At 69.6% G+C, this 26,257-nt stretch carries 21 protein-coding genes; 9 read left to right on the forward strand and 12 right to left on the reverse strand.

Going from position 1 to position 26,257, the window contains the following annotated elements; translation table 11 throughout:
- The first annotated feature begins 42 nt into the window (after nucleotides 1-42).
- Nucleotides 43-1,053: a glycosylasparaginase gene (locus QFW81_RS07920; protein ID WP_280578158.1), complete on the forward strand. Its 1,011-nt coding sequence runs from the start codon at nucleotides 43-45 to the stop codon at nucleotides 1,051-1,053.
- Between the two features lie 141 nt (nucleotides 1,054-1,194).
- On the opposite strand, the gene QFW81_RS07925 is transcribed toward QFW81_RS07920, so the two are convergent.
- Nucleotides 1,195-3,576: a GH92 family glycosyl hydrolase gene (locus QFW81_RS07925; protein WP_280578357.1), complete on the reverse strand. Its 2,382-nt coding sequence runs from the start codon at nucleotides 3,574-3,576 to the stop codon at nucleotides 1,195-1,197.
- A 360-nt stretch (nucleotides 3,577-3,936) separates the two neighbouring features.
- On the opposite strand from QFW81_RS07925, the gene QFW81_RS07930 reads away from it, so the two are divergent.
- Together QFW81_RS07930 and QFW81_RS07935 are read left to right on the forward strand one after the other, a co-directional pair.
- Complete coding sequence (locus tag QFW81_RS07930; protein WP_280578159.1) at nucleotides 3,937-4,974, forward strand: LacI family DNA-binding transcriptional regulator; 1,038 nt, start codon at nucleotides 3,937-3,939, stop codon at nucleotides 4,972-4,974.
- Nucleotides 4,975-5,022: 48 nt separating this feature from the next.
- The gene (locus tag QFW81_RS07935) at nucleotides 5,023-6,039 is read left to right on the forward strand and encodes a carbohydrate kinase family protein (RefSeq protein ID WP_280578161.1); all 1,017 of its coding nucleotides are present in this window, start codon (nucleotides 5,023-5,025) and stop codon (nucleotides 6,037-6,039) included.
- Between the two features lie 55 nt (nucleotides 6,040-6,094).
- On the opposite strand, the gene QFW81_RS07940 is transcribed toward QFW81_RS07935, so the two are convergent.
- A complete protein-coding gene (locus tag QFW81_RS07940; RefSeq protein ID WP_280578162.1) occupies nucleotides 6,095-7,057 on the reverse strand; it encodes a glucokinase in 963 nt (320 codons plus the stop codon).
- Nucleotides 7,054-7,791 (reverse strand): copper homeostasis protein CutC, encoded by a 738-nt coding sequence (locus QFW81_RS07945; protein WP_280578163.1) that lies wholly within the window; start codon nucleotides 7,789-7,791, stop codon nucleotides 7,054-7,056. Before QFW81_RS07945 ends, QFW81_RS07940 begins: the two co-directional genes overlap by 4 nt.
- A gap of 506 nt (nucleotides 7,792-8,297) precedes the next feature.
- Here QFW81_RS07945 and QFW81_RS07950 point away from each other — a divergent pair.
- The 4 genes from QFW81_RS07950 to QFW81_RS07965 all read left to right on the forward strand — a co-directional run bounded on the left by QFW81_RS07950 (nucleotide 8,298) and on the right by QFW81_RS07965 (nucleotide 17,815).
- Complete coding sequence (locus QFW81_RS07950) at nucleotides 8,298-11,417, forward strand: TonB-dependent receptor (protein WP_280578164.1); 3,120 nt, start codon at nucleotides 8,298-8,300, stop codon at nucleotides 11,415-11,417.
- Between the two features lie 153 nt (nucleotides 11,418-11,570).
- Nucleotides 11,571-13,118: a tryptophan halogenase family protein gene (locus tag QFW81_RS07955; RefSeq protein ID WP_280578166.1), complete on the forward strand. Its 1,548-nt coding sequence runs from the start codon at nucleotides 11,571-11,573 to the stop codon at nucleotides 13,116-13,118.
- Between the two features lie 40 nt (nucleotides 13,119-13,158).
- The gene (locus tag QFW81_RS07960; protein ID WP_280578167.1) at nucleotides 13,159-14,457 is read left to right on the forward strand and encodes an AGE family epimerase/isomerase; all 1,299 of its coding nucleotides are present in this window, start codon (nucleotides 13,159-13,161) and stop codon (nucleotides 14,455-14,457) included.
- 4 nt (nucleotides 14,458-14,461) lie between these two features.
- On the forward strand, nucleotides 14,462-17,815 hold the full coding sequence (locus QFW81_RS07965; RefSeq protein WP_280578168.1) for a GH92 family glycosyl hydrolase: 3,354 nt from the start codon (nucleotides 14,462-14,464) through the stop codon (nucleotides 17,813-17,815).
- 177 nt (nucleotides 17,816-17,992) lie between these two features.
- Here the strand turns inward: QFW81_RS07965 and lolD are convergent, their stop codons facing one another.
- The 9 genes from lolD to QFW81_RS17665 all read right to left on the reverse strand — a co-directional run bounded on the left by lolD (nucleotide 17,993) and on the right by QFW81_RS17665 (nucleotide 24,815).
- On the reverse strand, nucleotides 17,993-18,688 hold the full coding sequence (lolD, locus tag QFW81_RS07970; protein WP_486624487.1) for a lipoprotein-releasing ABC transporter ATP-binding protein LolD: 696 nt from the start codon (nucleotides 18,686-18,688) through the stop codon (nucleotides 17,993-17,995).
- Nucleotides 18,689-18,722: 34 nt separating this feature from the next.
- The gene (locus tag QFW81_RS07975; RefSeq protein ID WP_280578169.1) at nucleotides 18,723-19,976 is read right to left on the reverse strand and encodes a lipoprotein-releasing ABC transporter permease subunit; all 1,254 of its coding nucleotides are present in this window, start codon (nucleotides 19,974-19,976) and stop codon (nucleotides 18,723-18,725) included.
- 127 nt (nucleotides 19,977-20,103) lie between these two features.
- Nucleotides 20,104-20,442 carry a hypothetical protein gene (locus tag QFW81_RS07980; protein WP_280578369.1) on the reverse strand — a complete coding sequence of 113 codons (339 nt, stop codon included), beginning with the start codon at nucleotides 20,440-20,442 and terminating at the stop codon, nucleotides 20,104-20,106.
- A gap of 85 nt (nucleotides 20,443-20,527) precedes the next feature.
- Complete coding sequence (locus QFW81_RS07985) at nucleotides 20,528-20,791, reverse strand: FAD assembly factor SdhE (RefSeq protein ID WP_425603990.1); 264 nt, start codon at nucleotides 20,789-20,791, stop codon at nucleotides 20,528-20,530.
- A 160-nt stretch (nucleotides 20,792-20,951) separates the two neighbouring features.
- Nucleotides 20,952-21,737 carry a succinate dehydrogenase iron-sulfur subunit gene (locus tag QFW81_RS07990; RefSeq protein WP_280578171.1) on the reverse strand — a complete coding sequence of 262 codons (786 nt, stop codon included), beginning with the start codon at nucleotides 21,735-21,737 and terminating at the stop codon, nucleotides 20,952-20,954.
- A gap of 72 nt (nucleotides 21,738-21,809) precedes the next feature.
- Nucleotides 21,810-23,600, reverse strand: a complete 1,791-nt coding sequence (gene sdhA, locus QFW81_RS07995; protein ID WP_280578172.1) for a succinate dehydrogenase flavoprotein subunit — start codon at nucleotides 23,598-23,600, stop codon at nucleotides 21,810-21,812.
- Between the two features lie 22 nt (nucleotides 23,601-23,622).
- Complete coding sequence (sdhD, locus tag QFW81_RS08000; RefSeq protein ID WP_280578173.1) at nucleotides 23,623-24,033, reverse strand: succinate dehydrogenase, hydrophobic membrane anchor protein; 411 nt, start codon at nucleotides 24,031-24,033, stop codon at nucleotides 23,623-23,625.
- A complete protein-coding gene (sdhC, locus tag QFW81_RS08005) occupies nucleotides 24,030-24,425 on the reverse strand; it encodes a succinate dehydrogenase, cytochrome b556 subunit (RefSeq protein WP_280578175.1) in 396 nt (131 codons plus the stop codon). Before sdhC ends, sdhD begins: the two co-directional genes overlap by 4 nt.
- A gap of 78 nt (nucleotides 24,426-24,503) precedes the next feature.
- A complete protein-coding gene (locus QFW81_RS17665; RefSeq protein ID WP_331488051.1) occupies nucleotides 24,504-24,815 on the reverse strand; it encodes a DUF1674 domain-containing protein in 312 nt (103 codons plus the stop codon).
- Between QFW81_RS17665 and ygfZ the strand changes: the two genes are divergently transcribed.
- Both ygfZ and QFW81_RS08020 read left to right on the forward strand, forming a co-directional pair.
- Complete coding sequence (ygfZ, locus tag QFW81_RS08015) at nucleotides 24,706-25,572, forward strand: CAF17-like 4Fe-4S cluster assembly/insertion protein YgfZ (protein ID WP_280578176.1); 867 nt, start codon at nucleotides 24,706-24,708, stop codon at nucleotides 25,570-25,572. The two genes, QFW81_RS17665 and ygfZ, sit on opposite strands and share 110 nt — an antisense overlap.
- Before the next feature lie 163 nt (nucleotides 25,573-25,735).
- Nucleotides 25,736-26,251, forward strand: coding sequence for an OmpA family protein (locus QFW81_RS08020; protein ID WP_280578178.1), 516 nt, complete (start codon nucleotides 25,736-25,738; stop codon nucleotides 26,249-26,251).
- Nucleotides 26,252-26,257: the final 6 nt, after the last annotated feature.

Genomic DNA, 26,257 nt, shown 5'->3' on the forward strand with positions numbered 1-26,257 from the left:
TTCATCGCGCGCAGCCGCGCTTCCGACCAAGGCCACCGCCCCATGCCCCTTCGCCGTGATGTCCTGCGCCTGCTCGGCCTGACCGCCGCCCTCCCCGCCCTGCCCGCGGCGGCCGCGGCGCAGCCCGCGCCTGGCGACAGGCCGATCGTGATCTCCACCTGGGACTTCGGAGATGCGGCGAATGCCGCGGCCTGGAACGTGCTCGCCGCCGAGGGCAGCGCGCTCGACGCGGTCGAAGCCGGGGCCAGGGTGCCCGAGGCCGATCCCGACAACCACACCGTCGGCCTGGGCGGGTATCCCGATCGCGACGGACACGTGACCCTCGACGCCTGCATCATGGCGCACGACGGTCGCCTCGGCGCGGTCGCGTGCCTGGAGGACATCGTGCACGCGGTGTCGGTCGCGCGCCGGGTGATGGAGCACACGCCGCATGTGCTACTGGTCGGCGACGGCGCGCTGCAATTCGCGCTGGCGCAGGGATTCCCGCGCCAGGACCTGCTGACGCCGGCGGCCGAACAGGCCTGGCGCGAATGGCTGAAGACCGCGGAGTACCGCCCGCAACCCAACATCGAACGCAGCAACCGGTACCGCATGCCTGGCGATCTGCCCGGCGGTGCCACGAACCACGACACCATCGGCATCCTCGCGCTGGACGGCAGCGGACATCTCGCCGGCGCCTGCACCACCAGCGGCATGGCATTCAAGATGCGCGGCCGCGTCGGCGACTCGCCGATCAGCGGCGCGGGCCTGTTCGTGGATGGCGAAGTCGGCGCCGCCACCGCGACCGGCGTTGGCGAGGAATGCCTGCGGATCTGCGGCTCGCACACCGTGGTGGAACTGATGCGCCACGGGCGCACGCCGGAAGAAGCCTGCCGCGAGGCCGTGGAACGCATCGCGCGCCGCCATCGCGTGCCGCGCGACGACCTGCAGATGGCCTTTGTCGCCTTGCGCAACGACGGGGCGGTGGGCGGCTATGCGCTGCAGCCCGGGTTCAACTACGCGGTCCGCACGGCTGCCGGTTCGCGCGTAGTGGAAGCACCCAGCCTGCGCTGAGGCGACATCCTGTCGGGCCGCGAAGGCTCCGGTCGCCAACACCGCGCGTGGATCACCGCGTGGCGCCGGGGCAGTCCGATGCCCGCCGCAGTTCCTGCGGACGGTCGCACAGGCTGCCAGTGGCGTATCCCCCGCGTGCTCTCACCAGCGCAGTATGTCCGGGCTGGTGGCGCAGGCCGCGGGCGGTAGATCTTCCGACCGCGCGCCCCAGGCCGCCGCGGAAGCATCGCCGGTGAGCGAGAATGCGAGTTCGCCGCCCTCGCGCAGCTGCTCCCAGTCCAGCCACACCCGCGACTGCGGCTGTCCGTCGAAACTCGCGGACGCGATGAAGCGCAGCGTTCCGTCTCCGGCGCCAGGGGCCTGGATGCGCAAGGTTCGCCCTTCGCCGAGGTCCAGCTCGACGCGCTCGAAACGCGGCGCGTGGAGCACGAACTGCCCGGTGCCCGGGGTCACCGGGTACAGGCCGAGCGCGCTGAACAGGTACCAGGCCGACATCGTGCCGAGGTCGTCGTTGCCGGTCACGCCATTGGGAGCGTTGGTGAACAGCGTCTGCGCCGCGTGCAGCACGGTCGAGGTCTTCGCCGGCTCGCCGAGCAGGGTGTAGATCCACGGTGCGTGCAGGTCGGGTTCGTTGTTGGGGTTGTAGCGGAACTGGTTGTAGTAGCTGTACGGGCCGACCACCCAGTCCTTGCGCGCGGCGGCGGCCGGATCGGCGCGCAGCGCGTCGATCGCGAAGAAGGCGTCGAGCCGGCGCAGCGCCTGTTCGCGGCCGTGCATCGCCTGCGCCAGACCCGGCACGTCCTGCTGCACCAGCCACTGGTACTGCCAGGCCGTGCCCTCATGGAAGCCATGGTGCGAACGCGGGCTGTAGTGGTCGTCGGCCGGCTGGTACCAGCTGCCGTCGTCGATGCGCGGGCGCGGAAAACCGATGAAGCCGGTGTCCGCGTCGCGCACCTGCGGGTCCCACACCTTGCGCCAGTTGCCGCCGCGCTGCAGCAGCACCCGCGCATCGTCCGGTTTGCCCAGCGCCTGCGCCATCTGCGCCAGCGAGCAGTCGGCGAGCGCGTACTCGAGCGTGGCCGAACCACCGTGGTGCGGGTCGACGTCCATGCCCTTCGACGGCACCGTGCGGTCGTACTGCACGAAGCCGTCGGCGAGGTAGCGTGCGTTGCCCGAGCGGCCCGCGTGCCGCGAGTTCAGCGGCGGCTCGCCGAACGCATTTTCGCGCAGGGCCGCGTACGCCTGCGCCTCGCGCCCCTCCAGCGCGCCCAGGCGCCACAGGTCGACCAGGAACGGCGTGACCGGGTCGCCGGTCATGATGTTGGTCTCGAAGTTCGCATAGCCCCAGCGCGGCAGCCAGCCGCCCTGCTCGTGGACGGCGAGCACCGAGCGCGCGATGTCGCGCGCCTGCCGCGGGCGCAGCAGGGCGAGCAGCTGGTTCTGGCTGCGGTAGGTGTCCCACAGCGACAGGTACTCGTGGTAGGTCCAGCCCTCGGCGCGATGGATGCGATTGTCGTAGCCTCGGTATCGGCCGTCGGCATCGCTGCCGGTCATCGGCTGCAGCAGCGCGTGGTAGAGCGCGGTGTAGAACACCGTGGCGTCGTCCTCACCGGCTCCGGTGACGCGCACGCTGCGCAGTTCCTCGTTCCATGTCCGCGTCGCGCGCTCGCGCATCGCGTCGAATCCGAGCAGGCGGCCCTCGGCCATGCCTTCGCTGCGCAGGTTGTGGCGCGCGCCCTCGGCATCGACGTGCGAGATCGCCGACACCAGCGTGACCGCGCGCCCGGCGCCGGTGTCGAAGCTGAGCCAGGCGCCATTCGGCTTGGCCTCGCCCTCCATGTTGTGGCGCGCGCCCGGCAGCCCGCCGGCCTCGCCCCAGACACCGTGCGCCTGGAACGGGCGGTCGAACTCCAGCCGGAACCAGGTCGTGTACTGGTGTCCGCCGCAGAAGCTCCTGGTGGTGACCCGGCCTTCCACGACCCGGTCGCCGACGATCTCGACCGCGCTCCCGGTCACCGAATGGCGTTCGTTCGCCTGGCCGACGTTGACCAGCACGTGGCCCTGGCGCACGCCGGCGGGGAAGGTGTAGCGCTCCGCCGCCGCGCGCATGCCCGCAGTGGCTTCGGCATCGATGCCGCCGTAGTCGGTCAGGCGCACGCGGTAGTAGCCGGCCTGCCCGACCTCGCCCTCGTGCGTATAGCGCGCGCCGTACTCGCGGTGGTCGAATGCCTTGGGATTGCCGGTGTCGAAATCGCCGCCGGGACCGATCCGCCCGGTCACCGGCAGCACCGACACCTGCCCGCCCTGCTCCCAGCAGCCGGCGCCGGAAATGAAGGAATGGCCGAACCCGCGGATCTGCGGATCGTCGTATCGCCAGCCCGAATAGTGCGAGCCGATCGGGCTCACCTGGATCTTGCCGAACGGCGCGGAGGCCCCGGGGAAGGTGTTGCCGTCGTCCTTGGTGCCGATGAAGGTGTTCACCAGGGAGGCGCGATCGACCTCGTCGGCCAGGGCGCCGGCCATCGGCAGCGCGCAGGCGAGGACGCCGATCGCCAGCCGCCGTGCCACGGACCGCAGGAAGAAAGAAGGCCCGGCGGGGACCGGGCCATAAACGCCGCGAGCTGTCGCGGCGGCCGCCCCGGGAGAGTCTGGACTGGGCGGAGGGGGAAGGACAGGCAGCTGGGCAGCGAGCATCGCGAAATCCCCGGAATCTCGATTTGGATCGATTGAATACGCTGCATTCGTGGATTTGGAACGATCTAAATTGAACATACTCCAGCGCCGATTTCATGCTGCCATGCAGCATCGGCTGCCCCTTGCAGGGGTCGGGAGGATCGCGCAGGATGCGGTCCTTGGATCGATCTAAACGCAGTGGGGAGCGGTTTGGACAAGCGCCGTCGGATCACCCTGAACGACATCGCCCGGGCGTGCGGCGTGTCGCGCGCCACGGTGTCGCTGGTGCTGCGCGGGAGTCCGCTGGTCCATCCGGAAACACGGCGCCTGGTCGAAGCGGAGATGCAGCGGCAGGGCTATGTCTACAATCGCGCCGCCGCCAACCTGCGCCAGCGGGTGTCGAGCGCGGTGGCGCTGGTGGTCAACGACCTGTCCAACCCGTTCTTCGCCGAGTTCGCCACCGGGGTGGACGAAGCGCTCGGCGCCAAGGGCTACGTGACCCTGCTCGGCAGCAGCAACGAGTCCCCCGCCCGCCAGCGGCAGGTGCTTGGTTCGCTGATGGAGCACCACCCGGCCGGCATCATCCTCTCGCCCGCCGAATCGAGCATGGCGAGCGACGTGGCGCTGGCGATCGGCCGGCACACGCCGCTGCTGGTGTTCAACCGGCAGCTGACGGGCGATGCCGAGCCCGGCTTCGAATACGATTTCCTCGGCCTGGATAATCGTGCCGGCGCGCGCGCCGCCGCCGCGCGCCTGATCGCGCTCGGACATCGGCGGATCGCGTTCTACGGCGGCCATGCCGGGTCGAGTTCCTGCCGCGAGCGTCGGATCGGCTATCAGGAAGCGCTGCGCGAGGCCGGCATCGCACCCGACGAGCGCTGGCTGATCGAAACCGCACCGACCCGGCTGGAAGCGAACGCGCACGCCGACGTGCTGCTCGCGCTCGAACCCGCGCCGACTGCGGCGGTCTGCTACAACGACGCCGTCGCCCTGGGACTGATGCTGGGCCTGGTGCGCCTGGGCCGCCGGCCCGGAGAGGATTTCGCCGTCACCGGCTTCGACGATATTCCCGAGGCGGGTGTCGGCATCCCGCCGCTGACCACCGTGAGCGCGGCGCCACGCGAGCGCGGACGCCAGGCCGCCGAACTGGTGCTGCAGCGCGCCGCGTCGCCCACCCTCCCGGGTCGGTCGGTGATCGCGCCGGTTCACCTCACCGAACGCGACAGCACGCCAGCGCTTGCGTCCTGACCTGCCACGGCCATGTCCGATCTCTCCACGTCCGAACGGAATCTCCCCTTGAGCCAAGGACACACCGTCGTCTGCTTCGGCGAAGCGCTGATCGATTTCCTCGCCGGGGTCGAAGTCGAAGGCGAGGCGCGCGCGTTCCGCCAGTTCGCGGGCGGCGCGCCGGCCAATGCCGCGGTTGCGGTGGCCAGGCTCGGCGGGCGCAGCGAATTCGTCGGCATGCTGGGCGAGGACATGTTCGGCGACTTCCTGCTCGACAGCCTGCGTGCGGGCGGTGCCGGCGTCCGCTACGTGCGCCGTACGCAGCAGGCGAAGACCGCACTGGCATTCGTCTCGCTGGACGCCGATGGCGAGCGCAGTTTTAGCTTCTACCGCCCGCCCGCCGCGGACCTGCTGTTCCGCAGCAGCGACTTCGACCCGGTCTGCCTGTCCGAGTGCAGCATCTTCCACGCCTGCAGCAACAGCCTGACCGATCCGGACATCGCTGCCGCCACGCTGTCCGGCATGGCGCTGGCGCGCGATGCGGGCGCGCTGGTGAGCCTGGACCTCAACCTGCGCCCGGCCCTGTGGCCCCGCGCCACGCCAGCGCTGCCGCTGCTGTGGCAGGCGCTCGAGGCGGCCGACCTGGTGAAGCTCGCCCGCGAGGAACTCGAGTACCTGGAACAGGGGCGGGACAACGACGGGAGCGTCGTCGACAGGCTGCTGCGCGCCTCGCGTCTGGTCGTGGTGACCGATGGCGCCGGGCCGATCCGCTGGTGGACGCGCGACGGTAGCGGCGAACTCCCGTCGATCGCGGTGCGGGCGGTCGATACCACCGCCGCCGGTGATGCGTTCATCGGCGGGCTGTTGTCGCGCCTGCAGCACGCGGGCGTCGATGCGCGGCGCTTCGACGGGTTCCTCGCCGACCGCGCCGCCCTCGCCCGCTGCCTGCGTTACGCGTCGGCCTGCGGCGCGCTGGCGGTCACCCGGCACGGCGCGTTCGCCGCGCTGCCCACGCATGCCGAAGCGTGCGCGCTGATCGATGCGGCACAGCTATCCGCATCCGCGGGACCGGAGGCGCTCGCCTGACCCGCGTTTCGACACGGCGGCGCGCCTCTCCCATGCCGGTCGCTTGACCGCAGCGCTAGTTGCGGTGCGTGAACCAGCTTGCGGCGCCGATCACGCCCAGCGCAGGATCCTCGATCAACCGCACCGGAATGCGCTGGAGCACCGGTCGCATGACGTCCTTGTCCACCATGCGCTGCGCGAACGTACCGCCCAGCAGCCAGCCGCGAATCTTCGACGGCACGCCGCCCGCTACGAACACGCATGTGGCCGAGGTCACCATCGCCAGGTCACCGACCACGCTTGCGAGCAGTCCGCAGAACATCCCGATCGCCTCGATCGCATGCGCATCCGAACCGGCGTCGGCGGCCGCGACGATCTCGTCGGACGAGCGCCAGCGCGGCGGCGCCCCATCGATCTCGCACAGCGCCAGGTAGAGGTTCGCCAGTCCTGGTCCTGACACCGCGTGCCCGACGCCGACGTGGGTGGCGCCTGCACGCATCCAGTGCGCCAGCACGGCCAGCTCGCGCAGGGTGCCCGGCGCCAGCGCCACCTGCTGGGGTTCGCAGGGCAGCACCAGCGTGCGGCCATTGCGGGTGACGCGCAGCGCGCCGCCCAGCCCGGTCCCGGGCCCGAGCAGCAGGCTGGTGCCCGGCTCGCGCGGCGTGGCCACGCCGGGGGTGAGCAGCACGGTGTCGGCCTCGTTCATGCATTGCCAGGCGTGCGCGACAGCGACGAAGTCGTTGACGGCCGCCACCTGGGCGAAGCCGGCCGCACGCAGGTCCGGGAGGTCGATCGGCCAGGGAATGTTCCGGCTGATGATGCGGTCGCCGTCCACGATGCCGGCGACCGCCAGCGCCAGCGCCGGCGCGCCGGCGGCATCGCCCATGAAGTCGGCCAGGATCGCGCGCAGCGAGGGATGCTGCGCGCAGAGGTAGTGCCGCTGCTCGAGGACTTCGATGCGGCCGTCGCCGCCGGCGCGCACCCAGGCCAGGCGCGCGTTGGTGCCGCCGATGTCGGCCGAGACGAACGGCACGCTCACCTCGCTTCGGCCGTGTCCAGGGCGGCGAGCAGCGCGCGGATGCGCTCGCCATCCGCGCGCTGTTCGCCGCCGTCCATGCCCAGTCCCGGATCGACCGGCACGCGCATGCGCGACGGATACGTGTGTCTGGCCGACGCGTGGAATTCGCGCGCACGGGTGTGGGCTGCGAGCCTGGCGATGTTGTCCGGCGTGATGCCGGCGCCGGGCATCACGACGATGCGTCCGCCGGCCTGTCCGACCAGGCGGCGCAGCATGTCGGCGCCCGACATGGCGTTCGCGGCGCCGCCTGAACTGAGCACGCGCCCGAACCCCAGCGCGATGATCGCCTCCAGTGCGGCCGGCATGTCCGGGCACAGGTCGATGGCGCGATGGAAGGTGGTGTCGAGCGCGCCGGCGGCATCGACCAGCTCCCGGCACCGGGCCACGTCGACCTCGCCGTCGGCAGTCAGCGCGCCGACGACCACGCCATCGCAAGCGCTGGCGGCGCAGTGCGCGATGTCGGCCAGCATGGACTCGTGTTCCGCGTCGCTGTAGCAGAAGTCACCCGCGCGCGGCCGGACGAGCACGTGGACCGGCAGCGTGAGCCGCTCGCGCACCCTGGCGATCATGCCGGCCGATGGCGTCAGCCCGCCCGCCTCCAGCGCCGCGCACAGCTCCACCCGGGTCGCGCCGGCAGCTTGGGCGACCTGCGCCGACGCCAGCGAGTTCGCGGCGATTTCCAGCGTCGGGGTCATGGCGGTGCCGCGGTCGCGACCGACGGACGACCCCGGTGGAGGGGATGCCTCACGCGCAGCGAAACACCCTCCACGGTTCTGGATCGGAGCGTCATGCAGGTCCCGGACACGGCGCAAGGCGCCACGCCGCCAAGATCCGCAGACGCGCGCGCGGGGTCAAGGCACGTCGACCCGCGGCGCGCTGGCGGGGAGGCGGATCCGCAGCCGGGTCTGGCGCCATCTTCCCTTTTCCTTCAATCGGTTGCATCGGATGGCGCCACCCCGTCGCGATCGCGCCACACGGTCCCTGCTGCAGGGCAGCATGCGTCGTTCGAGCCGGCATGTTACATCTTTGCACGCCGAATTTAGATCGATCCAAACCGGACACGGCGTATCCCGCGCGGCTCACCCAAGCCGCCCGGACACCGCCGTCGCAGCTTCCAACCCGTCGGCCGGGCCTGTTTTTGGATCGATCCAAACAACACAGACGCGCATCGTCCATCCGTGCTTTGGAGAGGGAGACAGTGATGAAGTTGATGCCATACACACCGGGACGGACGTCGTTGTCCGCCGCCATCGCATTCGCCCTGACCGCGATGGCCGCCCTGCCTGCCACGTCGTTCGCGCAGGAGGCCGCCGGCACCCCGGCCGACGCGGAGGAGGCGACGCCGGCGACCACCGACGCCGCCACCCTCGACGCGGTCCAGGTCACCGGCTACCGCTACGCGATCGAGCAGAGCCTCGAGCAGAAGCGCAATGCCAACGCGATCGTCGAGGTGATCACGGCCGAGGACGTGGGCAAATTCCCGGACAAGAACGTGGCCGACGCGCTGCAGCGCGTGCCGGGCGTGATCGTTACCCGCAGCGGCGGCGAAGGAAAGAACGTCAGCGTCCGTGGCCTGTCCTCGGAGCTGACCCTGACCCAGTTGAACGGCAACTACATCGCCACCGCCGAATCCAACGGCGACCCCACGCGCTCGTTCAACTACATGCTGCTGCCGTCTAACATGCTCTCGAGCGCCGAGCTGTTCAAGACGTCCGAAGCACGCATCGACGAAGGTGGCGTCGGCGGTACGGTGATTCTGCACACCCGGCGCCCGCTGGAGATGGAATCCAACACCGGCTTCGTCTCGATCGAAGGCACGCGTGCCGACACCACCGGCAAGAATGACGGCCAGTTCTCGGGATCGTATTCCTGGCACGACGACGAGGGCCGCTTCGGCGTCTTCGTCGGCTATTCGGACCAGACACGCACCACGCGCACGATGGGCGCCAGCACCGAGGGCTGGCAGTGGTATGGCCGCGACGAAGGCGGAACCGCCGTTGATGTCAACGGCCAGCCGTCCGATTTCGATTCGAACTGGTGGGGCGGCACCGGCTTCTGGGACCAGGACGGCAACTACTACACCGGCTTCATGATGCCGACCTCGGTCAACTTCAACGTGCGCGAGGAAGAGCGCGAGCGCCGGGGTGGCCAGGTCACGCTGCAGTTCAAGCCGACCGACAACCTGACGCTGACGGCCAACTACTTCCGGTTCGAACTGTCGCAGGATTCGCAGACCAGCACCCTGAAGGTGCCGGAGTGGAACATCGCCCGCTACTTCGGCGACGGCAACTGGCGCGGCGGACGCCTGCTCGACAGGCTGCACTTCGATCCGAGCGGCACGATCGTCACCGGCGCGGACTATAGTCGGCGCCCGGGAAAGACCTACTACTGCACGGAGCCGACACCAGAGGAGATCGCCGCTGGCCGCCTACCGGGCGGCTGGGGCTCGGACGACTGCACCGTGCCGACGCCGCAGATCACCGGCAGCTACAACATCGAGGAATCGCTGTCGCAGACCGCCGATTTCGCGGCCGAGTGGCGTGGCGAGACGATGGACCTCTCTTTCAAGGCAGGCCGCACATGGGCCGAGGGCGGTCCCGACCTGCAGTTTTCGGTGCCGATCAAGCCGCGGCGCCAGAATGCGGACGGCAGCTGGAGCCTGGGCAACTACGCCAGCGCATGGGACCTGACCGGCACGCCGTCGATGACGTTCTCGCCGGAACTGCTGCAGAACCTCGCCGCCGGCATCCTGCAGGTCGACCTCGGCTCGACCGGCTCGTCCTGGACGCGTAACAGCACAGAGCAGAACTACGCCCAGTTCGACGGCACCTGGTACACGGACGGCAACTTCATCGAGTCGTTCCAATTCGGCTTCAAGGCCCGCGACGGCGGCATCAGCCGCAGCACCGGCAACAGCTACTGGGTCTGCCCGGGCACCGATCCGGGCGACTACGACAACCGCTTCTGGAACGGTCGCTGCAACGACATCGCCACCCAGTTCTCGCCCGGCTTCCTGTATTCGCTGGGTAACCTGGCGGGCGGGATCGAGGCCAGCGCGTATCCGGCGATCGATTACCCGGCCTACATCGCCTATCTCAACAGCACCTACGGTCCGGTGCAGCGACGCGACGAGGACAACTTCGTCTACAACGTCGACGAACGGATCTACTCACAGTACCTGCAGGCCAACTTCCGCACCGACCGCCTGCGCGGCAACGTTGGCGTGCGCATCGCGCAGACCCGCCAGCATGCGGACTCGACCGACAAGGTCACCAACTACAACGATTACTTCTTCGACGGAAGCGACGGCAATCCACTGGCCTGCCAGCAGCTGGATCCCACCCCGACCGGTGCGCCCGCGGACACCTATTGCGGAACCGAAGGCTTCTGGCGTCTCTCCGACACCGTGGCGCGCCCCGAAACCTACGAGGTGAGTGCACTGGATCGTACGTACACCGACGTACTGCCAAGTTTCAATCTTGCCTACGACCTGACCGATTCCCTTGTGCTGCGCGGCGCGGCGTCGAAAGTGGTCGCCCGGCCGAGCTACGACGCGATAGCGGCGCCGGGCAGTTTGGAGTACTACGGGCCCGAGTACGTCGCTGATCGACGCCTGACCGGCGGTGCCGGGCAGCAGGGCTGGTATGGATCAGGAAGCAACAAGGAACTCGACGCTTACAAGGCGACACAGTATGACATTGGCCTCGAATGGTACTTCCAGCCTGGCTCCGTGCTGGGCATGGGCCTGTTCCGCAAGGACGTGAGCAACTTCGCGGTCCCGGTGATCTCGGACGTCGATGTGCTCGTCAATGGCGAGACGGTGACGGTGCAGAACTATTCGACCGACGCTGGCGGGCGCGACGCGGTGTCGCAAGGGGCTGAGCTCTACGCCCAACACACGTTCGATTCCGGGCTCGGCCTCCAGTTCAACTACACCTACAACGACACCAACGAGGCGGCGATCACCCTCGACGATGGAACCGAACTCGGAGAATCGCCCCTGGTCGGCAGTGCGGCGAACCAGACCAACTTGACCGTGTTCTACGAAGCGAACGATCTGCTGCTTCGCGCGTCCTACAACCGTCGCGGCGAAGTCGTGCAGGCGCTCGTCAATGGATTGAACCTCTACGACGAGCCCTACCAGCAGATCGACATCAACGCCGCATACAACATTACGCCGGCCTTGAGCGTCAGCGCCTCGGTCCTGAACGTGACCGAGGAAGAGACCCGCACGCACCTGGGCAACGACACCAAGGACCGCTTCTATTCCAACGGCTATGCGGGCCGCGTGACGTACCTCGGCCTGACCTACAAGTTCTAGCCTCGACGCCCCGCGCTTCGGCGCGGGGGCTTCCATCCGCGCCGCCGGCGGTCGTGTGCCGGGCCGGCGGCGCGGGCTTCCACCGGCTGCGTGCCGCGTGGGCGCATCTCTGCCAGACGGTCCCCGAATGAACCAACCCTGCCCTGCCCGCCCATGCCTGTTGCGCCGCACGGCGAAGTGATCGGGGACGACGCCCGCATCCGCCGCATCGTCGTGGTCGGCGGCGGCAGCGCCGGCTGGATGGCGGCGGCAACGATGGCAACCTACCTGGGGCGCGGCTCGTCGGTGCGGCTGGTGGAATCGGAGGAGATCGGCATCGTCGGCGTGGGCGAGGCCAGCGTGCCCCACCTGAAGACTTTCAACGGCGAGGTCCTCGGCATCGACGAGGCCGAGTTCCTCACCGCCACCCAGGGCACGTTCAAGCTGGGCATCGAGTTCCGCGACTGGGGCCGCGTGGGCGACACCTACATGCACGGCTTCGGCAGGATCGGCCGCTCGATGGGGCCACTGCCCTTCCACCAGTTCTGGCTGAAGCGATTCCTTGCCGGGCACGCACACGACATCGGCGCCTATACGCTGCAGACGGTCGCCGCGCCGCAGGGCCGGTTCGTGGCCGGTGCGCCGGATGCTCCCGCCGGTTCGCCGCTGGCCGACTTCGCTTACGCCTACCATTTCGATGCAGGACGATACGCGCGATTCCTGCGGGACCTGGCGGAGCGGCGCGGCGCGACCCGGACCGAAGGCCGCATCGTCGATGTGGTGAGGCGAGCCGGAGACGGCTTCGTCGAAGCCGTGGTGCTGGAAAGCGGCGAACGGGTCGAGGGCGACCTGTTCATCGACTGCTCGGGCTTCCGGGCGCTGCTGATCGGACAGGCGCTGGAGGTCGACTACATCGACTGGCGCCAGTGGCTGCCCTGCGATCGCGCGATGGCGGTACCAAGCGCGAACGCCGGGCCGCCCACGCCATATACGCGCGCGACGGCCCGCGCCGCAGGCTGGCAGTGGCGCATCCCGCTGCAGCACCGCACCGGTAACGGCTACGTCTACGCCAGCGAGCACCTGAGCGACGACGAAGCTGCCGCCACCCTGCTCGCCCAGCTCGATGGCGAAGCGCTTGGTGAGCCCCGCGCATTGCGCTTCACTACCGGCATGCGGCGCGAGTTCTGGCGCGCCAACGTGGTGGCGCTCGGCCTGGCGAGCGGATTCATGGAGCCGCTGGAATCGACCAGCATCTACCTGGTGCAGTCCGGCCTGCAGCGCCTGCTCGGGCTGTTCCCCGACCTCGGCTTCGAGCCGCAGCTGGTCCGGCGCTACAACGCCGAGACCACGTTCGAATACGAGCGCATCCGCGACTTCCTCGTGCTGCACTACCACGCCACCGCGCGCGACGACAGCCCGTTCTGGACCCACTGCCGCACGATGCCGGTCCCCGACGCACTGCGGGAGACGATCGCGATGTTCCGGCGCGACGGCCGCTATTTCCGGCAAGGCGAGGACTTCTTCGCCCTGCCCAGCTGGGTGCAGGTCATGCTTGGGCAAGGAATCGTGCCGGCCGGCTACCATCCTGTCGTGGACGAGATGCCGGAGCCGCACCTGGATGCGTTCCTGGCCCGCGTGCGCGAGGACATCGCCCGCGCGGCCGCGACCATGCCGACGCACCAGCAGTTCATCGACCGCTACTGCAAGGCGCCACCGGCCTGAGTGCAGCGCCCACCCTATCCGATACAAGCCCCCCGACCCCATGACTTTCCAGACCTCGCCGACGCCCGACGCCCCCGCGCACGCCGACTTCCGCAGCGAAGCCTTCCTGCGCGACCACATCCGCCACACGATGGCCTTCTACCATCCGCGCTGCATCGATCCGGCCGGCGGCTTCTTCCACTATTTCAAGGACGATGGCCGGGTCTACGATGTCTCGCACCGGCACCTGGTCAGCAGCACGCGCTTCGTCTTCAACTACGCCACCGCCGCGCTCGAGTTCGGCGACGAAGATCCGGCGCTGCGCGAAACCTACATGGCCACGGTGCGCCATGGCCTGGCGTTCCTGCGCGAGCGCCATCTCGACCCCGACAGCGGCGGCTATGCCTGGACCCTGCGCGACGGAGTTCCCGAGGACACCACCCAGCACTGCTACGGCGCGGCCTTCGTGCTGCTGGCGTACTCGATCGCGCTCAAGGCCGGCGTCGAGGAGTGCCGCGACTGGATGGATACGCACTGGGAACTGCTGGACACGCGCTACTGGGAGCCGCAGCACGGCCTGTACCGCGACGAGGCCACCCGCGACTGGCAGTTCAGCGACTACCGCGGCCAGAACGCCAACATGCACATGTGCGAGGCGATGCTGGCGGCGTTCGAGGCCAGCCGCGAGCCGCGCTACCTGCAGCGTGCGCTGACCCTGGCCGACCACATGACCCGCCGACAGGCCGCCCAGTGCGACGGGCTGGTGTGGGAACACTACGATGCCGACTGGCAGGTGGACACCGACTACCACCGCGACGATCCAAAGCACCTGTTCCGCCCCTGGGGCTTCCAGCCCGGCCACCAGACCGAATGGTCCAAGCTGCTTCTGATCCTCGATCGCCACCTGGGCGACGCAGGCATGCCGCAGCCCTGGCTGGTGCCGCGTGCGCGAGAACTGTTCGACCGCGCGGTGGATGCGGCATGGGATCCGGAGTCCGGCGGCCTGATGTACGGCTTCGCCCCCGAAGCCCTGCGCAAGGACGTGCCCGGCCCGTCGCTGCCCGATGGCCACCACTTCATCTGCGACGACGACAAGTACTTCTGGGTGCAGGCCGAATCGCTCGCGTGCGCGGCGCGGTTGGCGGCGGCGACTGGCGAAGCCCGCTACTGGGACTGGTACGACCGCCTGTGGGACTACGCGTGGCGGCACATGGTGGACCACCGCTACGGCGCCTGGTTCCGCATCCTCGATCGTGAGAACCGCAAATATGACGACGACAAGAGCCCGGCCGGCAAGACCGACTATCACACGATGGGCGCCTGCCACGATGTGCTCGCGGTGCTGCGCGACCGTGGCTGAGCGCATGCGCCGCCTGCCGGTCAGCCTGGCGCTGTCGCTGCTGGTGCTGGCGGCCGGTGCGGCGACCGCGGGCGAGCCGGCCTTCTCGACGTCGTTCGAACGTGACGAACCCACGCCGACCCGGAATAGCGATGCCGGAGCGCGGGTACGGGTCGGCGCCGGCCCCGAGGCGCCCTACGCCGCCAAGGCCGGCGTGGGCTACAGCGGTCTGGCCGCGCTGCGCTACGAGGGCACCGGCGGCCGCACGCGACTGTTCGAGGTCGATATCCCGATACAGGCCGATACCCGCCTGTCGTGGATGGTGCTGCCGGAGATCGTCGACGGCAACACGGTCGCTTCCACCGGCGTCTCGCTCGATCTGGTGTTCGACGACGGCCGCCGCCTGTCCGAACTCGACGCGCACGACCAGCACGGCGCCGCCATCGGGGCGCAGGCGCAGGCCGACTCGAAAACGCTCTACCCGCAGCAGTGGGCGCGCAAGGTGGTGCGGCTGGGCGAGGTGGCGGGCGTGCCAGGACGCCGCATCCGCGCGATCGAACTGGAGCTGGCGCCTGGCGACGGCGCCGCGGCTCGCGGCTGGATCGACGACATCGCGATCGAGACGGCGGCCCGCCCCGCCGCCGGACTCCGGCCCAGCGATCGCGTGCTCACCACCCGCGGCACCCAGTCCAACGGTACCTTCTCGCGCGGCAACAACATCCCGGCCACGGCGATGCCGCACGGCTTCAACTTCTGGGTCCCGGTCACCGATGCCGGTACGTTGTCCTGGCTGTACCGCTGGAACGAACACAACGGGCCCGACAACCGCCCGCGCCTGCAGGCCTTGTCGATCAGCCACCAGCCCAGCCCCTGGATGGGCGACCGGCAGACCTTCCAGGTGATGCCGTCCGCGGCCACCGGCGTGCCCGACGCCGATCGCGAGCGGCGTGCGCTGTCGTTCTCGCACGATCGCGAACTCGCCCGCCCCCACACCTACCGCGTCGACTTCGACAACGGCATCCGCGCCGAACTCGCGCCCAGCGAACGCGCGGCGATCTTCCGTTTCCGATTCCCGCAGGGCGCGGACGCCAACCTGCTGTTCGACAACGTCGACGACCGCGGCGGGCTGACGCTCGACGCGCAGGCGCAGGCGCTGCATGGCTACACCGACACCCGCAGCGGCCTGTCCAACGGCGCCACCCGCATGTTCGTCTACGCGCGCTTCGACCAGCCCTGGCGCGACAGCGGCATGCTCGAGACCGGCCGGCCCACCGGCTACGTGAAGTTCGCGCCCGGCGCGGACGGCGAAGTGCGCATGCGTATCGCCACTTCGCTGGTCTCGGTTGAACAGGCGCGACGCAACCTGGACCTGGAGATCGGCGACGACGGCTTCGATGCGGTGCGCGCGCGGGCGCAGGACGCCTGGGATGCGCTGCTCGGCCGGGTGCGCGTGGAGGGCGCCAGCGACGACCAGCTCACGACCGTCTATGCCAACCTGTATCGCCTGTTCCTGTATCCCAACGTCGCGCACGAAAACCTCGGCACGAACGAGCAACCGGACTGGCGGCACGCCGACCAGAACAGCTGGTCGGAGGATGCACCCGGCGGCGATGCCACGCGCTCTTCTGCGCGCATCCTGCCCGGCAAGGTCTACGTCAACAACGGATTCTGGGACACGTTCCGCACCAGCTGGCCGGCGTACGCGCTGTTCGCGCCCACCCGCGCGGGCGAGATGGTCGACGGCTTCCTGCAGCAGTACCGCGACGGCGGCTGGGTGGCGCGCTGGTCTTCGCCCGGCTATGCCGACCTGATGGTGGGCACCAGTTCCGATGTCGCCTTCGCCGACGCCTGGCACAAGGGCGTGCGCGGATTCGATCCGCACGAGGCCTACGAGGCCGCGCTGCGCAACGCCACCGTCGTGCCGCCGGTATCCAATGTGGGTCGCAAGGGGCTCGCGCAGTCGATGTACCGCGGCTACGCCGACGCTTCGGTGCACGAGGGGATGTCGTGGACGCTGGAAGGCGCGCTCAACGACTACGGCCTCGCCACGCTGGCCGAATCGCTGGCCGAGGACGACGAGGATCCCGCGCGCGCGCGCCGCTACCGCGAGGAAGCGGCCTACTTCCGGGCGCGCGCGACGGACTACGTGCACGTGTACGACGCCGGCACCGGCTTCTTTCGCGGCCGCGACGCCGGTGGCGTCTGGCGCGAACCGGCGGCGCGGTTCGATCCGCGCGTCTGGGGCCACGACTACACCGAGTCCAACGCCTGGACCTTCGCGTTCACCGTGCCGCACGATGCCGAAGGCCTGGCATCGCTGATGGGCGGACGCGCGGCATTGGCGCGGCGACTGGATGAATTCTTCGCCACCCCGGAAACCGCGGAGGAGCGCTTCGCCGGCAGCTACGGCCGCGTGATCCACGAAATGACCGAGGCGCGCGACGTGCGCATGGGCATGTACGCGCACAGCAACCAGCCATCGCACCACATTCCGTGGATGTACGTGGCCGCCGGGCAGCCGTGGAAGGCCCAGCAGATCTCGCGCGAGGTGATGCAGCGGCTGTACCTGGGCAGCGAGATCGGCCAGGGCTATCCGGGCGACGAGGACAACGGCGAGATGTCGGCCTGGTACCTGTTCTCGATGCTGGGCCTGTACCCGCTGCGCATGGGCGCGCCGGAATACGTGATCGGCTCGCCCGCGTTCGATCGCGTCGACGTGCGGCTCGACAACGGTCGCACGCTCAGCGTGCTCGCGCGCAACAATGGGCCCGGGAACGTCTACGTGCAGTCGCTCACGCTGAACGGCCGGCCGTGGGACAAGGCAAGGCTGCGGCACGCGGAGATCGCCGACGGCGGCACCCTCGAATTCACCATGGGGCCCACACCCTCCGCCTGGGGCAGCGGCGATGATGCGCTGCCGCCGTCGCTGACGCAGGCGGGTCACAAGCCGGAGCAACGCGTCGATCGCAGCGGCAGCGGACGCGTACGCATCGAGGGCGCGGACACGCGCGCCGACGCGCTGGTCGACGACGATGCCGCGACCTCGTTGTCGCTGCCGGCCGGTGCCGTGGTGGTCGCGCGCTTCGATGCGCCCACCCCCATCGCCCACTACACGCTCACCAGCGGGGCCGAGCCCCTGCCGGCCATCGGCTGGGTGCTCGAAGGCCGCACCGGGTCCGGCGCGTGGACGACACTGGACGAGCGCGGCCACGAGGCGTTCCGCTGGGCACGCCAGTTGCGGCCGTTCCGGGTCGCGTCGCCGGGCGCCTACAGCGAGTACCGGCTGCGCTTCACCTCGGACACCATGGTGGATCTGGCGGAGCTCGAACTGCAGCAGTCGCGGCCGGCGGAGGTGCGAGCATCCGCGTCCGCGCGCTGATCCGCATGCGGCCCGGTCGCTTCGCTCGTGCGCGCGGACCGGGAGCCGGGGGGCGTGGGCGCCGTGCGGACGACGGGCGTGGCCCGGTGGCGCGCTCGCGATGCGGGGATCAGCCCTCTAAGATGCGGGGATCAGCCCTCTAAAGAGCGTCCGCTTCGTCCTGCACGCAGGAACGGATCAGACCGCGTCGCGCGCCACTTCGCGCAGCCTGCCTTCGTGCAGTTCCACCACCCGGTCCAGCCGTCGCGCCAGGCGACGGTCGTGCGTCACCAGGACCAGGCTGGTGCGCTGGGCGCGGTTGAGATCAAGCATCAGCGCGAACACGGTCTCGGCGGTCTTCTCGTCGAGGTTGCCGGTCGGCTCGTCGCCCAGTACGCAGGCCGGGCGGTTGACCAGCGCGCGCGCCACCGCCGCGCGCTGCCGTTCGCCGCCCGACAGTTCGCCCGGCTTGTGCTCGAGCCGGTGGCCGAGGCCGACCGACTCCAGCAGCGTCCGCGCGCGCGAGGACGCATCGCCCATCGCGCTGCCGGCCAGCAGCACCGGCAGCATCACGTTTTCCAGCGCGGTGAACTCCGGCAGCAGGTGGTGAAACTGGTAGACGAAGCCGAGCGCGCGGTTGCGCAGCACCCCGCGCGCCGCGTCCGACAGCGCGCTCATCTTCTGCCCGGCGACGTAGACCTCGCCGGCGGTCGGGGTGTCGAGGCCCCCGAGCAGGTGCAGCAGGGTGCTCTTTCCCGCGCCCGACGCGCCGAGGATCGCCACCGTTTCGCCCGGCGTCACCGCGAAGTCCAGGCCGTCGAACACCGGCGTGCGCATGCTGCCCTCGGCGTAGGTCTTGCCGAGCGCGTCGGCGCGGATGACGTGCTCCGGCATCACGTCGTCGGCCGCCTGGCGCTGGCGCATCGCTTCACTCATACCGCAGTGCCTCCGCCGGCGCGGTGCGCGCCGCGCGCCAGGCCGGATAGATCGTGGCCATGAACGCCAGCAGCAGCGCCACCAGGGCGATGACCACCACGTCGCCGGGCTGCAGGTCGATCGGCAGGCCGGTCACGTAATACACGTCCTCGGGCATCAGCACCACGTCGAAGGCGCGCTCGATCGCGCGCAGGATGTGCTCCAGGTTGAAGGTCAGCAGCAGCCCGCCGACCACGCCCAGCACCGTGCCGATGACGCCGATCAGCGTGCCCTGGACCACGAACACAGCCATCACTCCGCGCGGCGTGAGCCCCAGCGTGCGCAGGATGGCGATGTCGGCGAGCTTGTCGGTCACCAGCATCACCTGCGAATTGAGCAGCGAGAACGCGCCCATCAGGATGATCAGCGACAGCAGGATCCCGATCATGGTCTTCTCGAGCTTCAGCGCCCGGAACATGTTGGCGTTCTCCATGCTCCAGTCGCTGACCAGGTAGTAGCTGCGGTTCTCGCGCGCCAGCGCCTCGGCCAGGTCGCGGGCCACGTCCCAGGCCTGGTCCATGTCGTGCAGTTTCAGGCGCACGCCGGTGACGCCCTCGCCCATGCGCATCACGCGCTGCGCGTCGGCCATGTGGACCACGGCCAGGCGGCGGTCGAAATCCTGGTAGCCGGCCTCGAAGATACCGCTGACGGTGAAGCGCTTGAGTTGCGGCACCGCCCCCATCGGCGTGACCTGGAAATCGGTGGTGACGATCACCCTGTCGCCCACGCGCGCGCCGAGCCACTGCGCCAGTTCCTTGCCCAGCACGATGTTGAACTCGCCCGGCACCAGGTCCGACAGCTGGCCCTGGACCATCCATGCCGCGAGCTCCGACACCTGCGACTCGTCCTCCGGCACCACGCCGCGGATCGCGGCCGGTTCCTGGCGGCTGGCGCGAAGCAGCGCCTGGGTATCGATGTAGGGCGCCGCGCCGGACACGCGCGGATCGCGCTTGGCGACGTCGATCGCGTGCTGCCAGCCGAGCATCGCCTCGCCCTGCGCGCTGACGGTGGCGTGGGCCACCATGCCCAGCATGCGGTCCTTGATCTCGCGCTGGAACCCGCTCATCACCGCCAGGGTGGTGATCAGCACCATCACGCCGATCGCGATGCCCAGGATCGAGGCCAGCGAGACGAAGGAGATGAAGCCGTTGCGGCGCTTGGCGCGCAGGTAGCGCAGGCCGATGGCGACGGGAACCGGTTTGAACATGGGCCCGGCAGCTCAGCCGGCGCGCGCGGTGCGGATGGCATGCGGCGCGCGCGGAGGCGCGGACATGCATGGCGTTGAACGCAGGGGTGTCGCCATGGGCGGCATCGGACCGGTCGTCGGGAACGCGCTATGGTGCCATCGAAGGCCCCCGGCGCGCAGCCCGCGGGGCCGGCGCGGCCAGTCGCAGTTCACGTCGTCGCGCAGGCGGCAGGGTGTCGGGCCACCAGGCCAGCCGCCGGCGCCGGCCGCGCACGTCCCGCCACGCCGCGAACGCCAGTGGCCCGCGCCACTGCAGCGCGAAGTCCCCGACCGGTTCGCCGTCCACCTCGACCCGGTCCGCGTCGCCCGCCAGAACAAGGCTGCACGCCGGGCGCCTCCACTCGCGGCGCGCCAGCCAGAGCGCGTAGCCGACAGCCGACAGCGCGAGCGGCCATGCCACCGGCGGCGGCATCTCGGATACCAGCACGGCCGCCGCCGCCAGCGGCCCGCAGGCGACCAGCCAGGCACACCACCATCGCGAGGGCCGCCAGTCGATCCGGACGACGGTCGCGTCAGCGCGGCGGGAGTGCGCGGATGCGCTGGACGAGTGCGTCGAGTTCGGCATCGGTGGCGGCCTCGTGCCCCATGAACCAGTGCCAGAGCCTATCGTCCTCGCAGTCCAGCAGGCGTAGGAAAACCCCGCGTTCGGCGTCGGAGGCCTGCGGCCATGCGTGGTCCAGCCAGCGTTCGAACAGCTGGTCCAGCTCGCGCATGCCGCGCCGGCAGCGCCAGCGCAGCCGGCGCAGGTCGGCCTCTTCGCCGGCGTTCATCGCCATGGTTCCATTGCCGCGGGTGTGCGCATGTGCGCCATCGATCCCTGGATACGCGGGACGTCGCTCGCAAACGTCCATGGGTCCCCGCCTTCGCGGGGATGACGGTCGTGAAGGGCCATCCAGACGCTCGACCGGACGGCCACGCATGCCGAGCGCCGAGCGATCAGCCCCGTCGCGCCAGCATCAGCTGCTTGATCTGGCCGATCGCCTTGGCGGGGTTCAGGCCCTTCGGGCAGGTCCGCGCGCAGTTCATGATCGTGTGGCAGCGGTAGAGCTTGAACGGGTCCTCGAGGTCGTCGAGGCGCGCGCCGGTGTCCTCGTCGCGGCTGTCGATGATCCAACGGTAGGCCTGCAGCAGCACCGCCGGTCCGAGGTAGCGCTCGCCGTTCCACCAGTAGCTGGGGCAGCTGGTGGTGCAGCAGGCGCACAGGATGCATTCGTACAGGCCATCGAGCTTGGCGCGGTCTTCCTTCGACTGCAGGCGCTCGCGATCCGGCGGTGCCGCGCTCTGGGTGCGGATCCAGGGCTGGATCGAGGCGTATTGCGCGTAGAAATGCGTCAGGTCGGGCACCAGGTCCTTCACCACCGGCATGTGCGGCAGCGGATAGACCGGCACTTCGTCCTTCTGGCAGTCCTCGATCGCGCGCGTGCAGGCCAGCGTGTTGGTGCCGTCGATGTTCATCGCGCACGAACCGCAGATGCCCTCGCGGCAGGACCGGCGGAAGGTGAGCGACGGGTCGATCTCGTTCTTGATCTTGATCAGCGCGTCGAGAACCATCGGCCCGCACTTGTCCAGGTCCACCTCGTAGGTGTCGGTGCGCGGATTCTCGTCATCGTCCGGGCTCCAGCGGTAGACCTTGAAGGTGCGCACGCGCTTGCTGCCCGAGGGCGCGGAGAAATGCCGGCCCTTGTGGACCTGGGAGTTCTTGGGAAGGGTGAATTCGGCCATCTCTCGGATTCCTGCATGTAGGAGCGGGCCATGCCCGCGACACCTGTCGCGCCCGGGGGCGCCCCTACAGGGTCAGTAAACGCGCGCCTTGGGCGGCACGACCTCGACCTCGTCGTCGAGCGTGTACATATGCACCGGGCGGTAGTCGATGCGGGTGTTGCCGGCCTCGTCCGCCCAGCACAGCGTGTGCTTGTGCCAGGTGGCGTCGTCTCGGTCGGGGAAATCCTCGCGCGCATGCGCGCCGCGCGATTCCTTGCGGTTCTCGGCCGACACGATCGTGGTCAGCGCCTGGCCCAGCAGGTTCTGCAGTTCCAGCGTCTCGATCAGGTCCGAGTTCCACACCAGCGAGCGGTCGCTGATCTTCACGTCGGCGAAGGAGTCGTGGATCTCGCGCACCTGGCGCACGCCCTCTTCCAGCGTTTCCCGGGTGCGGAACACGGCGGCATGGTCCTGCATCGAGCGCTGCATGCGGTCGCGGATCACCGCCGTCGGCGTGCTGCCGTTGGCGTGGCGCAGCCGGTCGAGGTTGGCGACGGCCTTGTCGGTGGCATCACCAGCCAGGCGCTTGTGGCCCTGGCCCGGCCTGATGGTCTCGGCGCAGCGGTTGGCTACGGCCCGGCCGAATACCACCAGGTCGAGCAGCGAGTTGGAGCCCAGCCGGTTGGCGCCGTGCACCGACACGCAGGCGGCCTCGCCGATGGCGTACAGCCCCGGCACCACGGCATCCGGATTGCCGTCCTTCAGCTGCACCACTTCTCCGTGGTAGTTGGTCGGAATGCCGCCCATGTTGTAGTGCACGGTGGGCAGCACCGGGATCGGCTGCTTCTCCACGTCCACGCCAGCGAAGATCCGCGCGCTCTCGGCGATGCCCGGCAGCTTCTCGTGGATGTCCTTCGGGTCGAGGTGGGTCAGGTCGAGGTGGATGTGGTCCTTGTGTTCGCCGACGCCGCGGCCTTCGCGGATCTCGATCGTCATCGAGCGGCTGACCACGTCGCGCGAGGCCAGATCCTTCGCGTTCGGCGCATAGCGCTCCATGAAGCGCTCGCCGTTGCTGTTGCGCAGGATGCCGCCTTCGCCGCGCACGCCCTCGGTGATCAGGCAGCCGGCGCCGTAGATGCCGGTCGGGTGGAACTGCACGAACTCCATGTCCTGCAGGCCCAGTCCCGCGCGCAGCGCCATGCCGCCACCATCGCCGGTGCAGGTATGCGCCGAGGTCGCCGAGAAGTAGGCGCGGCCATAGCCGCCCGTCGCCAGCACCACGCCATGCGCGCGGAACAGGTGCAGCGTGCCCTCGGCCATGTCGATGGCCAGCACGCCCCTGCAGGCGCCATCGGCGTCCATGATCAGGTCGAGCGCGAAGTACTCGATGAAAAAGCGCGCGTCGTGCTTGAGCGACTGCTGGTAGAGCGTATGCAGGATCGCGTGGCCGGTGCGGTCGGCGGCGGCGCAGGTGCGCTGCGCGATGCCCTTGCCGTAGTGCGTGGTCATGCCGCCGAACGGGCGCTGGTAGATCTTGCCCTCTTCGGTGCGCGAGAACGGCACGCCCTGGTGCTCGAGCTCGATGATCGCCGGGATCGCCTCGCGGCACATGTACTGGATGGCGTCCTGGTCGCCCAGCCAGTCCGAACCCTTGATGGTGTCGTAGAAGTGGAAGCGCCAGTCGTCCTCGCCCATGTTGCCCAGCGCCGCCGAGATGCCGCCCTGCGCGGCGACGGTGTGCGAGCGGGTCGGGAAGACCTTGGTCAGGCACGCGGTCTGCAGGCCCTTGTGCGCCAGGCCGAAGGTGGCGCGCAGGCCGGCGCCTCCGGCGCCGACGACGATCATGTCGTAATGGTGTTCGGTGATCTTGTAGGCGGTGGTCATGAAAGGCTCGTTGGGAAGCGGCTCAGCCCAGCATCGCGATGCGGGCGATCGCGTACAGCGACGCGAGGGCGCCGACGGCGCAGGCGAAGGTCACGAGCAGCTGCAGCGTGATCTCGAGGGCGCGCTGGTGAACGTAGTCCTCGATGATCACCTGCAGGCCCAGCTTGGCGTGCCAGAACAGCGCGATGGCGAACACGGCGAACAGGATCGCGGTCCACGGCCGCGACAGCGTGGCGTAGACGGTGGCCAGGTCCGCGCCGACCAGCGACAGCAGCGTGCCGATGAACCAGGCCACCAGCGGCACCAGGGCCACGGCGGTGACGCGCTGCCACCAGAAATGGCCGGTGCCGGTCTTGCCCGAGCCCAGGCCGCGCGCGCGCGCGATCGGTGTGCGGTAGTCCGGCGGCGTGGACGCGTTCGGATCGCTGCTCATGCCCCACCCCACAATGCGACGAACCAGATCAGCGCGGTCAGCACCGCGGACAGCGCCAGCACCGCGTAGCCGGAGCGGTAGACGTCGGGAATCTCGAATCCCATGCCGGCATCCCACGCCAGGTGGCGGAGACCGTTAAGCAGGTGATAGACCACCGACAGCGAGACCAGGAACAGGCCGATCCTGCCCAGCGGCGAGGCCAGGCATTCGGCGGCACGCAGGTAGGCCTCGCCGCCCCGGGCGACCGCGAGCAGCCACCACGCCAGCACGAAGGCGCCCACCGACGCGACGATGCCCGTCACACGATGCAGGAACGACATCACCGAAGTAATCTGGAAACGGTAGGTCTGCCCCAGCATGAACGGCGACAGGGGTCTTTCTCGGCGTGCCATCGCTGGTCGGCTCTCCTCGCTGGCGGCCCCGGGCCGCGTGGCTGGAACGCGGCCGGATGCAGCCAGCCGCGCAGTCATTCAAAAGTCGATGCAGCGACCGTTCTTTTCCCAATCGCCGTAGCGTGTCGGATCGGGACCTTCGCGGCCCCCGACTTCGGCGACAGGCCCGGCATCCGTACTCCCTGCAACAGGGTTTTCCGCCTGCGGCGGGACCGGATGCGGGGATGTGTCGCCTATCATGTCGCGATCTTCCACGACCGAAAGTTTAGTTCCGGGGCCCATGTCCGACAAGCAGCCAGGGCCGGAAGGCCGCTTTTCCGCCCTTCCCGGCATCGCCTCCGTGACCCTCGAGGGCCGCGATGCGCTCGCGTTCGCGCAGGCCCAGTTCATGAGCGACGTCGCCGCGCTGGCGCCCGGGCACTGGCACTGGAGCGGTTGGCTGACCCCCAAGGGACGCGTGATCGCACTGTTCGCGCTGCTCCGACCGTCCCCGGACACCCTGCAACTCCTGCTGCTGGATGCGGACCCGGTGGAATTCGCCGCACGGCTGCAACGCTTCGTGTTCCGCAGCAAGGTCGTGGTGCGGGTGGACGCGGGTCTCGCCGTGTCCGGGACGTTCAAGGCCCCGACCGGGGCGGCGGGCGCACGCTTCGCCGCCACCGGTGATGGCGGTCTGGAACTCGACCTCGGCACGCCGACGCATCCGCGCACGCTTCGTGTCGGCCCGGCGTGCGCTCACGACGACGACGACGCCCTTGCCCTCGACTGGCGCCTGGCCGACCTGGCCCACGGCCTGCCGCGCCTGACCTCCGGGCAGGCGGAGACGTGGACGCCGCAGCAGCTCTCGCTCGACCGGCTCAGGGCCTTCAGCGTCCGCAAGGGCTGCTATCCGGGCCAGGAGATCGTGGCGCGCACGCACTTCCTCGGCCAGGCCAAGCGCGGCCTGGTGCGTCTGGTGGCAAAGATGGAGATGCCCGCCGGCGACGTCGCCGGCGCCGCGGCGCCGGCACGCGTGCTGGGCCAGGTGGTCAGCCGCGCAGGCTGCGAGGCGCTGGCGGTGATGCCGCTGGATGCCGGCGATGGACCGTTCGAAGTCTCCGGCGTGACCTGCACCTCCCTGCCGCTGCTGGATGGCCTGGAACGCTGAGACCGGAGTGCCCGCACGCCCGCCATGCATGTCACCAACGCGCCTCACGGCACTTGCTATGATCGGGGCGCACGTGGCGTTCCGCGGGACATGGCGGTTGCAACGGCACAGGGGGAGCAGGAACGTGTTCGTGATTCCACTCGCACGCACTCACGGGGATGCCATGAACAGGATTGTCCGCGCGCCGGTCGTCGGTCTCGCCGCTGTCGCTTTCACGTTGCTGCTCGGCGCCTGCGCGACCACCCCGCCGCCGCCATCGCCCGAACCCGCGGCAGAGGCGGCGCTTCCGCCGCGTGCGTATATCGAGAAGCTGTCCGCAGACGGCCTGTTCGGCTTCGGCAGCGCCAGTCTCGGCGACGCAGCCGGTACTGGGGCGCTTGCCGAGCTCGACGCGCTTGCCGCGAAACTCTCCGACGGTCGCAGCCTGCGCGCGGTGCACGTGATCGGACACAGCGACCGCATCGGCAGTGACCGGGCCAACCTGGCCCTCTCCACGCGACGCGCGGAGGCCGTACGCGACTACCTGGTCGAGCGTGGGGTCACCACCGAACGGATCACCGCGGTCGGGCGCGGCAGCGTCGAACCCGTGGTCGAGTGCGCCGAAGAGCGGGGAGACGCGCTGGTCGAGTGCCTGGCGCCCAATCGCCGGGTCGAGGTGCGGGTCAGCTACGGCGACTGAGGTCGC

It is taken from the genome of Luteimonas kalidii (assembly GCF_029887935.1).
GTDB lineage: Bacteria > Pseudomonadota > Gammaproteobacteria > Xanthomonadales > Xanthomonadaceae > Luteimonas > Luteimonas kalidii.